The organism is Mycobacterium sp. C31M (genome assembly GCF_053345865.1).
The window spans coordinates 399,976-411,033 of sequence record NZ_JBKFAX010000004.1; the positions used below are offsets into that span (position 1 = coordinate 399,976).

Annotated in this window: 7 protein-coding genes; 3 read left to right on the plus strand and 4 right to left on the minus strand. The window is 68.3% G+C overall.

The window, feature by feature from the left end:
* Positions 1-29 precede the first annotated feature (29 nt).
* A complete protein-coding gene (locus ACLBYA_RS09015) occupies positions 30-2,522 on the plus strand; it encodes a [protein-PII] uridylyltransferase (protein ID WP_447709028.1) in 2,493 nt (830 codons plus the stop codon).
* Here ACLBYA_RS09015 and ACLBYA_RS09020 read toward each other — a convergent pair.
* A complete protein-coding gene (locus ACLBYA_RS09020) occupies positions 2,519-4,705 on the minus strand; it encodes a molybdopterin-dependent oxidoreductase (protein ID WP_447709029.1) in 2,187 nt (728 codons plus the stop codon). The genes ACLBYA_RS09015 and ACLBYA_RS09020 overlap by 4 nt on opposite strands.
* A 110-nt stretch (positions 4,706-4,815) precedes the next feature.
* On the opposite strand from ACLBYA_RS09020, the gene ffh reads away from it, so the two are divergent.
* Positions 4,816-6,396, plus strand: a complete 1,581-nt coding sequence (gene ffh, locus ACLBYA_RS09025) for a signal recognition particle protein (protein WP_447709030.1) — start codon at positions 4,816-4,818, stop codon at positions 6,394-6,396.
* 5 nt (positions 6,397-6,401) lie between these two features.
* The gene (locus ACLBYA_RS09030) at positions 6,402-7,472 is read left to right on the plus strand and encodes an amidohydrolase family protein (protein ID WP_447709031.1); all 1,071 of its coding nucleotides are present in this window, start codon (positions 6,402-6,404) and stop codon (positions 7,470-7,472) included.
* Positions 7,473-7,559: 87 nt separating this feature from the next.
* Here ACLBYA_RS09030 and ACLBYA_RS09035 read toward each other — a convergent pair whose 3' ends face one another.
* From ACLBYA_RS09035 to ACLBYA_RS09045, 3 genes are all read right to left on the minus strand, one after another.
* Positions 7,560-9,173, minus strand: a complete 1,614-nt coding sequence (locus ACLBYA_RS09035) for a diflavin oxidoreductase (protein WP_447709032.1) — start codon at positions 9,171-9,173, stop codon at positions 7,560-7,562.
* A gap of 90 nt (positions 9,174-9,263) precedes the next feature.
* A complete protein-coding gene (locus tag ACLBYA_RS09040) occupies positions 9,264-10,079 on the minus strand; it encodes a D-alanyl-D-alanine carboxypeptidase family protein (RefSeq protein ID WP_447709033.1) in 816 nt (271 codons plus the stop codon).
* Positions 10,080-10,159: 80 nt separating this feature from the next.
* Positions 10,160-11,035: a D-alanyl-D-alanine carboxypeptidase family protein gene (locus tag ACLBYA_RS09045; RefSeq protein ID WP_447709034.1), complete on the minus strand. Its 876-nt coding sequence runs from the start codon at positions 11,033-11,035 to the stop codon at positions 10,160-10,162.
* Positions 11,036-11,058: the final 23 nt, after the last annotated feature.

The following is an 11,058-nucleotide window of genomic DNA, read 5'->3' on the forward strand; positions in this document are numbered from 1 at the left end:
TCGAGTGTAGGGCCGGGGGAGGAACCGAAATGACTGATCAGACAAGAGATCCCGCCGCTGGGGCATCCCGATGGGAGGCCCCGGCGGCGGGATCGCCGCGTCCGGCCACTGATTTGGCCAAGGCCACCGAGCAACTGGTCAATACTGGTGGCAAGCAACTGGATTCGTCGGCACTGCGTGATGCGCTGCTGGATCTGCACGAATTCTGGTTGTCCACCAAGGCCGCCGAGATCGGCATCACGCCGACCAGTGGATTCGCCATCGTGGCCACCGGAGGGCTGGGCCGCGGCGAGCTGCTGCCGTACTCCGACCTGGACCTGACACTGCTGCATGACAACATGCCGCCCGAGATCGTCAGTCAGGTCGCCGAACTGCTGTGGTACCCGCTGTGGGACGCCAACATCCGTATCGACCACAGCGTGCGCACTGTCCCCGAGGCGCTCAAGGTCGCCGGCGAGGACATCGCCGTCGGCATGGCCATGCTGGACGCCCGCCACATCGCCGGCGACTCCGAACTGTCCGGTCTGCTGACCGGCGGTGCGCGGCGGCAGTGGCGCATCGGGATCGCGGGACGCTACGACGAACTCGTCGAGCACACCAACGCCCGCTGGGAACGCAGCGGGCAGATCGCCCACCGGGCCGAGCCGGACCTGAAAAACGGCCGCGGCGGTATCCGCGACGTCCAGCTGCTCAACGCGCTGGCCATCGCCCAGTTGGCCGACGTGTACCCGAGCCGGCTGCTGGCCTCACCGACCGGCACCCTGGGCGGGGCGCACCTGTCGCTGCTCAATGTGCGCACCGAACTGCACCGTGTCTCACGACGCGGCCGCGAACAGGTGCTGGCCCAGTACGCCGACGAGATCGGCGCCGCATTGCGCATCGGGGACCGTTTCGACCTGGCCCGGGCCATCTCGGATGCCGCTCGGACCATCAGCTACTACGTCGACGCCGGGATCCGCACCGCCGGAAACGCGTTGCCCAAGCGCGGCTTCGCGGCATTGCGCCGCCCCACCCGACGCCCGCTCGACGAGGGCGTCATCGAATACGCCGGCGAGGTCATCCTGGCCCGCGACGCCCGACCGGAACGCGATCCGGGCCTGATCCTGCGGGTGGCCGCCGCTTCGGCCACCACCGGGCTGCCGATCGCCGCATCCACCTTGAGCCGGCTGGCCGGTGCCGCACCGGAACTGCGCACCCCGTGGCCGCGGGAGGCGCTCAAGGACCTGCTGGTGCTGCTGTCGGCCGGACCGGCCGCGGTGGCCACCGTCGAGGCGCTGGACCGCACCGGGCTGTGGGGCCGGCTGTTCCCGGAATGGGGTGCGGTGCGCGACCTGCCGCCCCGTGATGTCGTGCACATCTGGACCGTCGACAGACACCTCGTCGAAACCGTTTCCCGGGCCGCCGCATTCACCACCCGGGTGTCGCGACCCGACCTGCTGGTGCTCGGCGCGCTGGTGCACGATATCGGCAAGGGGCGCGGTGGGGACCACAGTGTCATCGGTGCCGAACTGGCCACCCAGATCGGTACCCGGCTGGGCTTGTGGCCCTCCGATGTCGAGGTGCTGTCCAAGATCGTGCGCTACCACCTGCTGCTGCCCGATACCGCCACCCGGCGGGACCTGCAGGACCCCAACACCATTGCCGCCGTCGTCGACGCACTCGGCGGTGACTCGCTGCTGCTGGAACTGCTGCACGCGCTGGCCGAGGCCGATTCGCTGGCCACCGGCCCGGGGGTGTGGGGCGACTGGAAATCCTCACTCATCGGCGATCTGGTGCGCCGCTGCCGGCTGGTGATGGCCGGTGAGCCGCTGCCCACCCCGGACCCCGTCGAACCCCGCTATGTGGAACTGGCCGCCGATGCCGGTGTCCATGTCGAGATGGTGGCCGGTGAAGGCCCGCACATCCACAACGTCACGATGATCGCCCCCGACCGGCGCGGGCTGCTGTCCAAGGCCGCCGGGGTGCTCGCCCTGAATTCGCTACGGGTGCACTCGGCATCGGTGAACAGCCGAGACGGCGTGGCAATCAACACCTTTGCGGTGTCCCCGCACTTCGGCATACCGCCGGCCGCCGAGCTGCTGCGCCAGCAGTTCATCCTGGCCCTCGACGGTGGCCTTGACGTCATCGAGACCCTGGAACGCCGCGACCTGGAGGCCGCGGCGGCCGGTCCGACGCGGGCGGGGGAGACCCCGGCATCGGTGCCCGTCACCAATGCCACTGCACCGCCGCGCATCCTGTGGTTCGACGGTCACAGCCCGGGCGAGCTGGTGCTGCAGGTGCGCGCCAGCGACCGGCCCGGGTTGCTTTCGCGCCTCACCGCGGTGATCGAACGCGACGGCCTCGACATCACCTGGGCCAAGGTGACCACGCTGGGCTCGGTGGTGATCGATGTGTTCAGCATCGTGGTGCCATCGGTGGAGGCCAACGAGGCACGCATCGAGGCGGTCCGTGACGAACTGGAACGCGACCTGTATGCGGTGCTGCCCACACCGCCGCGCAAGAAGGTCTCCGAAGCGAGCTAGTCTGCCGCGGCGACCGTCACCCAGGTGTTGTTCACCGCTGCGGTCCCGGTGAACGTATCCACCCGATCGGGGTCGTGCAGATCGTTGACGTTGGCGCCGGGCAGCGTATTCGCGTGCAGCCAACCTGTGTTGCGGTGTCCCCAGCCGTGCGGCACGGCGACGGTGCCCACCCGCATCTCGTCACTGATGTCCACCGGGATGTCGATCTGCCCGACTTCGGAGGCCACCCGCACCAGGTCACCCTGGGTCAGGCCGCGGGCTGCGGCGTCGGTGGGATGCATCAGCACGGTGCACTTGTTGTTGCCGCCGGTCATGGTCGGCACATTGTGCAGCCAGGAGTTGTTGCTGCGTAGATTGCGTCGGCCGATCAGTTGCAGACGACCGTCGGTGGGGCCGTCGGGCCGCGCGGCCAGCCGGGCCGCCGCGTCGGCGACGAATTCGGCCGGGGCCAGTTGCACCCGGTGGTCCTTGGTGGCGATCACCTTGTCCAGCCGTGGCTGCAGCGGACCCAGATCCACACCACCGGCGCTGTCCCGCAGGGCCTGCATGGTCACCCCCTTGCGGCCACGTCGCAGCCGGCCGTAGGGGCCGGTGGCCAGTGCCAGGCCCGCCAGCCGCAGCGGGTCGGTGGCGGCGATGAAGCGCTCCCGCAACGGTGTGGCGAGCCGGCGCAGCGGGGCGGGCAGCAACTCGAAGGTCAACCGGGACAGGATCTCCCAGTCCTCCATCGCGCCGGGCACCGGTTCGAAGGTGCGGTGCTGATAACGGATGTTGTTGCGCACGCTGAAGACCGTGGTCAGCAAGCCGACATCCTCGCGCTCCAGCGGTGACACCGGCGGCAGGATGAAGTCGGCGTGCCGGGTGGTCTCGGTGATGTACATGTCCACGGCCACATACAGATCCAGCGCGCCCATCGCCTCGTCGAGGCGACCCTTCTGCGGGATCGAGGACACCGGGTTGCCGGCGTAGGTGATCATCGCGCGGATCTTGCCCGGGCCGTCGGTGAGGATCTCGTCGGCCATTGCCACGGCGGGCAGCTCGGTACGGAATGCCTTGTGGCGGCCCGACCGGTCGGTCCACCAGCCGTGCCCGACCGGCATGAACTTGGCCAGCCGCGGAACGTCGACGATGGGAGTGGAGAACATGGTGCCGCCGGCGCGGTCCAGGTTGCCGGTGACGGCGTTGATCACCATGACCAGCCAGCTGACCAGGGTGCCGGTCTCCTGCTGGCAGATACCGATGCGGGCATAGATGGCCGCGGATTCGGCGGCCGCGTGTTCGCGGGCGAGCGCACGGACCTCCTCGGCGCTCACCCCGGCGATCTCGGCGACGGCTGCCGGGGTGGCCTCGGCGACCAACGCGCGCAGCTCGGCCCAACCAGCCGCCCACCGGTCGATGGTCGCGGTGTCGCACAGGTCCTCGGTGATCAGCACGTGCAGCATGCCGAGCAGCAGGTGCACATCACCACCGGGTTTGACCGCGACATGCTGATCGGCGAGGCGGGCGGTCTCGGTGCGGCGCGGATCGATGACCACCACCTTGCCGCCGCGATCGCGGACGGCCTTGATGCGTCGTTTGGCCCCGGGCATGATCGACAGCGACCCGTTGGACACCGCCGGATTGGCGCCCAGGATGACCAGTCGCTGGGTGCGGTCGATATCGGTGATCGGCACCAGCGCGTTGGACCCGAAGACCCGCCAGGCGGCGTACTCGTGCGGCATCTGATCGATCGACGAGGCCGAGAAGAAATTGGGTGTCAGCAGCGCGATGCGCAGTGCCAGGCCGTAGAGCGCACCGGAACTGTGCGCGGCCGGGTTGCCGAGGTACATGCCGAGCGCCCGGAACCCGTGTTTGCGCCGGACCGCGCGCAACCGGGAGCCGATCTCGTCGAACGCCTCGGCCCAGCTCACCGGCTCGAAGGAGTCCCCGACACGCCGCATCGGCGTGCGCAGCCGGTCGGGGTCGTGGTGCAGCGCGCCCATCGCGGTGGCCTTGGGGCAGATGTAGCCCTTGGAGAAGATGTCGTCCGGATTACCGGCGATGCGGCTGACCCGACCGTCGGTGACGGTGACGTGGATACCGCAGTGCGCCTCGCACAGTGTGCACTGACTGATATGCGTCGTGCTCTCGGCGTCGGCAGACGTGCTGCGTGCCTGGCTGAGGGGGAGGTCTAGGGCTGTCATCGGGGCCTCCGGCCATATCTGTCATCGGGCGTTGACAGATTAACGCCGAGATGTCGCCCGAGGCCAGAGTGCGCCGTGAGTTCATCTCGACAGACCGTTAGGCTTACCAGGTGTTTGAATCGCTGTCTGACCGGTTGACCGGTGCTCTCCAGGGGTTGCGTGCCCGCGGCCGGCTGACCGACGCCGACATCGACGCCACCGCCCGTGAAATCCGACTGGCCCTGCTCGAAGCCGACGTGTCGCTGCCCGTGGTGCGCGCCTTCGTCGGCCGCATCAAGGACCGCGCGAAGGGCGCCGAGGTGTCGGCGGCGCTGAACCCGGCCCAGCAGGTCGTCAAGATCGTCAACGAGGAGCTCATCGGCATCCTCGGTGGCGAGACTCGTCAGCTCGCGTTCGCCAGGAACCCACCGACGGTCATTATGCTCGCCGGTCTGCAAGGCTCCGGTAAGACGACCCTGGCCGGCAAGCTCGCCAAATGGCTTAAGGCACAGGGGCATACGCCGCTGCTGGTGGCATGTGACCTGCAGCGTCCCGGTGCGGTGCACCAGCTGCAGATCGTCGGCGAGCGCGCCGGGGTGTCGGTCTTCGCCCCGCACCCGGGCGTCTCCCCGGACGGCGTGACCATCGACCAGATGACCACCGGCGACCCGGTCTCGGTGGCCGCCGCCGGTCTGGCCGAGGCCAAGGCCAAGCACTTCGACGTCGTCGTCGTCGACACCGCCGGGCGCCTCGGTATCGACGCCGAGCTGATGGCCCAGGCGGCCGCGATCCGCGACGCCGTCAATCCCGACGAGACGCTGTTCGTCCTCGACGCCATGATCGGCCAGGACGCGGTGACCACCGCCGAGGCTTTCGGCGCCGGTGTCGGTTTCACCGGTGTCGTGCTGACCAAGCTCGACGGTGACGCCCGCGGTGGTGCCGCGCTGTCGGTCCGTGAGATCACCGGTGTGCCGATCCTGTTCGCTTCCAGCGGCGAGAAGCTGGAGGACTTCGATGTCTTCCACCCCGACCGGATGGCCAGCCGTATCCTCGGTATGGGCGACGTGCTGTCGCTCATCGAGCAGGCCGAGCAGGTCTTCGACGCCGAGCAGGCCGAGGCCGCCGCCGCCAAGATCGGTTCGGGCGAGCTGACCCTGGAGGACTTCCTGGAGCAGATGCTCGCCATCCGCAAGATGGGCCCGATCGGCAATTTGCTGGGCATGCTGCCCGGCGCCGGACAGATGAAGGACGCGCTGGCCGCCGTGGACGACAGCCAGCTCGACCGGGTGCAGGCCATCATCCGCGGTATGACACCGGCCGAGCGTGCCGACCCGAAGATCATCAACGGTTCGCGCCGGTTGCGTATCGCCAACGGTTCCGGCGTGTCGGTGGGCGAGGTCAACCAGCTGGTCGACCGCTTCTTCGAGGCCCGCAAGATGATGTCGCAGATGGCGGGCCAGATGGGAATGCCGTTCGGGCGCAAGGGCGGCGGATCCAGTCGCAAGGCCGCCAAGGGCAAGAACAAGCAGGCCGGTAAGAAGAAGGGCCGGCCACAAACAGGGAAAGGTCCGACCCAGCCGAAGAATCCGATGGGCGCCGGGATGCCCGCCGGGTTCCCGGACCTGTCCAACATGCCCGCGGGGCTCAACGAGCTGCCGCCGGGCCTGGCCAATATCGACCTGTCAAAGCTGAAGTTCCCCGGGCAGAAATAAGGTCGATGCATCTACCACTGCATATCCGAGGCCGAGGGTTACCCGATGGTGAGGAGGTGCAGTGGTGGGTGGCCCACGGTCACCTGTCCGCCGAGGCGGTCGCCGATGCCGACACCGTCTTCGACGGAGGCTGGATCATCCCCGGGTTGGTCGACGCGCACTGTCACGTCGGGCTGGGGCCCGGCGGGGCCACCAGTGTCGACGAGGCCGTCGAACAGGCCGAGACCGAACGTGACGCCGGAGCGCTGCTGCTGCGCGACGCCGGTTCGCCGGTGGACACCCGCAGCTTCGACGACCGTGACGACCTGCCCCGGATCATCCGGGCCGGCCGGCATCTGGCGCGGCCCAAACGGTACATGCCCGGCCTGCCGATCGATATCGAGGACGAGTCGCAGCTACCGGAGTATGTCGCGCAGCAGGCCCGCTGGGGCGACGGCTGGGTGAAACTGGTCGGCGACTGGATCGACCGGGGCGTCGGTGACCTGGCCCCGCTGTGGTCCGACGAGGTGCTGGTCGAGGCGATCGCGGCCGCGCATGCCGAGGGTGCGCGGGTCACCGCGCACGTCTTCGGGGAAGAGGCACTGCCCGGGCTGATCAAGGCCGGCATCGACTGCATCGAACATGGCACCGGGATCACCGAGGACACCATCGATCTGATGCTGGAGTACGGCACCGCGCTGGTGCCGACGCTGATCAATATCGAGAACTTTCCGGGCATCGCCGACAAGGCCGCGAAGTACCCGACCTACGCCAAACACATGCGTGACCTGTACGCGTCGTGCCACCAGCGGGTCGGTGCCGCCCATGAGGCCGGTGTGCCGATCTTCGCGGGCACCGACGCCGGCGGAATGGTCGCCCACGGGCGTATCGGCGATGAGATCACCGCGCTGCGCCGGGTCGGGATGACGCCGACGGAGGCGCTCGGTGCGGCCTGCTGGGATGCCCGGGCGTGGCTCGGGCGACCCGCACTCGAGCACGGCGCCTCAGCGGACCTGCTGTGCTTCCGCGACGACCCGCGCGACGTCGGCGTCGCCAATCCGGATCTGGTGATCCTGCGCGGCCGCGTCTGGGGCTAGCCGATCTCACGCCGAGATTGACGTTTCGGCTGATTCTTCTCGCACTTTGCCGCCCAAAGGTGAGATTGGGCGGAACGGGAGTGCGGCTCAGTACACGTCGCGGACGTACCGGTGGCTCTTGATCAGGTCATTGACATAGGCGTGTGCGGCCGCGGCGTCCAAGCCGCCGCAGCGGGCGACGATATCGTGCAGTGCGGCGTCGACATCCTTGGCCATCCGGTCGGCGTCACCGCACACATACACATGCGCGCCGTCGCTAAGCCACCGGTAGAACTCCTCTGCATTCTCCTGCATGCGCTGCTGCACATAGACTTTCGCGTCCTGGTCGCGGGAGAACGCCAGGTCCAGGCGGGTCAGCACTCCGGACTCCAGGAACCCGTCGAGTTCCTCGCCGTACAGGTAATCGGTACCGCGTCGCCGGTCGCCGAAGAACAGCCAGGACCGCCCCGTCGCCCCGGAGGCCCGGCGCTCCTGCAGGAACGCCCGGAAAGGTGCGATGCCGGTGCCCGGGCCGATCATGATGACCGGGACGTCGCCGGCGGGCAGGCGGAAATGGTTGTTGGGCCGCAGGTGCACCCGCAGGGACTCACAGCGGTCGGCCAGGTAGGTCGAGGCCACGCCGCCATGTGCGCGGCCGCCGTGGTCGTAGCGCACGCTGGCCACCGTCAGGTGTACCGATTCCGGATGTTCCAGCGGGCTGGACGCGATCGAGTAGTCGCGGAACTGCAACGGCCGCAACGTATCCAGCACCTCGTCGACCTTCAGATCGGCGAGCGCGACGATATCGAGCACATCCTTGCCGTACAGCCAGGAGTTCTCGGTGCCACCGTGGGTGTCACCGGACTGCAGCGCCTTCGCCACCTCGGCGTCGGTGGTGCGCGATGCTGCCAGATTCAGCAGCGCCTTGGACGGCGTACGGATCTCGAAATGCTCGGTCAACAGGGTGCCCAGCGGCTGGTCGTGCCCGCTGACGGTGTGCTCGGCACCGACGCCGAAGGCGGCCAGCAGCGAGTCCACCAGCGCCGGATCGTTGGTGGCGTGCACCGCGATGGAATCGCCTGCGTGGTAGCTGATCCCGGTTCCGGACAGGTCGATCTCGAAATGCCGGACCTCCTTGTCCGATTCGGTGGCATTGAGCCACCGGTTGACCGCGAGGCGTGCGGTGACCGGCACATTGCGGTCCCGGGGCTCGGCACGCTCGACGGGCGGAGCCCCGGCGGCCGGGGCCTCGCCGGCGCCACCCTGCTGGGCGGTCAGCTGCTTGACGATATCGGCGGTCCAGGCCTTGGCCGGGTCCTCGTAGAACCCGTCGACGTCGACCCGGTCGACCATGCGGTGCGCGCCGAGCGCCTCAAGGCGTTCGTCGAGCAGCTTGCCGGCGTTGCAGAACAGTTCATACGAGCTGTCACCGAGCGCGAGCACTGCGAAGTGGAGATGTTCGAGTTGCTCGGTGTCGGCGCTGATGGCCTCCCAGAACAGCGTGGCCGAATCGGGGAACTCGCCCTCACCGAAGGTCGAGACCACGACGATGAAATGCGTGGCATCCTGCAGCTGGCTGAGTTCGACCTGATTGAGCTCCACGGCCTCGACCTCGATGCCGATCTCGCCGACCGATTCGGCGAAGGTCATCGCGGCGTCCTCGGCGTTGCCCATATCGGTGCCGAACGCGACGATGAGTGAAAGGTCAGATTGGCCGGCCACAAAGCCCCCTCGGTCACGCGCTGGACGGGTGTCAAGCACTCAAATTAGGGTGACCTTACTTGGTTGGTCGCGGTGGTGGGGAGCTACCCCTCATGGCTGGCCGAAGCCCCAGTCCAACAAGCTGATGGCCTGGCCGTACAGATCCCCCGAACCGTACATCTGTACCACAACGAGCCTGCGATTCCCGCGCTGCGCCGCTCCCACATACGTCTTGCGGGCCAGATTGGTGAACCCGGTCTTGCCGCCCAGATCGCCGGGATAGCGGCTGAGCAGCTCGTTCTGGTTGGACAGGGTCTTGCCGGGGAACGCCGCCGACGGTGACTGCATGATCTGGGCGATCAGCGGATAGCGCAGCGCGGCGCGGAAGATGACGGCCAGGTCATGCGGGGTGGTCGTCGATTCCCAGCCGGGCCCGTCCAGGCCGGACGGGGAGGAGGCCCGGGTGCCGCGGGCGCCGACACTGGCGGCCTTGCGGTTCATCGCGGCCACCGCGACGCGCTGGCCGCCGAGCATATCGGCCAGCATGTTCGCCGAATCGTTGCCCGACACCATCAGCAGCGCGCTGAGCAGTTGGGTCACCGTGTAGGCCTGACCGGGTTTGAGCCCCGCACAGGAGCATTCGACCTTGGTGTGCGACTGGTTGGCGCGGGCGAAGTTGTCCGGGCGCAGATTGTCGAGCACCGTCATCGCCAGCAATACCTTGATGGTGCTGGCCGGGGCGTAGGAGCCGTAGGGGTCGTTGGCCGCCAGGACCCGTCCGGTGTCCAGGTCGGCCAACAGATACGCCTTGGCCGGGCCGTTGATGAACGTCTGCGCGCCAATGGGTTCCACGGTGGGCGCCGCGTGCGCGGGCGCCGCGATGACCGTGCTGAGGGCGAGCGCGGTCGCCGCGAACAGATGCCGCACGTGCGTCACGCTAGGGAGCGCAGGACTCGAAACGTCGGCGGGACGGTCTCTGTCGGGTCTCGACTACAGTGGGGTCTCGACTACAGCACGCCGATACTGGCGGCCCGATTCTGGGCGAATCCCCAATCCAGCAACGCCGACGCCTGATCCCAATAGGTCGGCCCGCCCTCGCGCACCAGACCGAACATCAGCACCACCACCAACCGGCGTCCGTCGCGTTGGGCCGCACCGACGTATGTCTTGCGGGCCAGATCGGTGAACCCGGTCTTCCCACCCAACATGCCCGGGTAGCGGCCCAGCAACTCGTTCTGATTGACCAGGACCCGGTCGCCGGTGCGGCCGGGGAACACCGCCGTCGGCTGCGCGGTGATGGCCGCGAAGGCCGGATTGGCCATCGCCGCCCGGAACAGCACCGCGAGATCGTGCGGGGAGGACCAGATGTCGATACCGGGACCGTCCAGACCCGACGGGCTGCCCGCCACCGTGGCGTGCGCACCCAACTGGGCGGCCTTGGCGTTCATCTTGCCCACCGCCGCCGGTATGCCGCCCAGCATGGTGGCCAAGGTGTTTGCTGCGTCGTTTCCGGACACCAGCAGCAGTCCCTGCAGCAGCTGATGGACGGAGTAGGTGTGCCCGGGCGCCACCCCGGCGCAGTTGCACTCCACCCGGGTGTCGACCTCGTTGGCCACCACCGTCGCGTCCAGGGGGAGTTCGTCGAGCACCACCATGGCCAGCAGCACCTTGATGGTGCTGGCCGGTGCGTAGCGGCCGTAAGCGTCGCGCGAGGCCAGCAGAGCGCCGGAGTCCATATCCGCGATCACCCACGCCTGCGCAGGTCCGTCGGGTATCGGCACCGATCCGAGCGGCTGATCCACCGCCGGGATCGCAGCCGCCGAACCAATGCCGGCGGTGAGGAGAAGGAGCACCGAAATGAGACCGGCGACAAGCCTGCGCATGGGTTGTGAGCCTAACGACCTTT

Excerpts from the sequence above, each read along its gene's own strand:
- ACLBYA_RS09020 (WP_447709029.1), bottom strand. The coding sequence starts at position 4,705 with ATGACAGCCCTAGACCTCCCCCTCAGCCAGGCACGCAGCACGTCTGCC.
- ACLBYA_RS09045 (WP_447709034.1), bottom strand. The coding sequence starts at position 11,035 with ATGCGCAGGCTTGTCGCCGGTCTCATTTCGGTGCTCCTTCTCCTCACC.
- ACLBYA_RS09015 (WP_447709028.1), top strand. The coding sequence starts at position 30 with ATGACTGATCAGACAAGAGATCCCGCCGCTGGGGCATCCCGATGGGAG.
- ACLBYA_RS09030 (WP_447709031.1), top strand. The coding sequence starts at position 6,402 with ATGCATCTACCACTGCATATCCGAGGCCGAGGGTTACCCGATGGTGAG.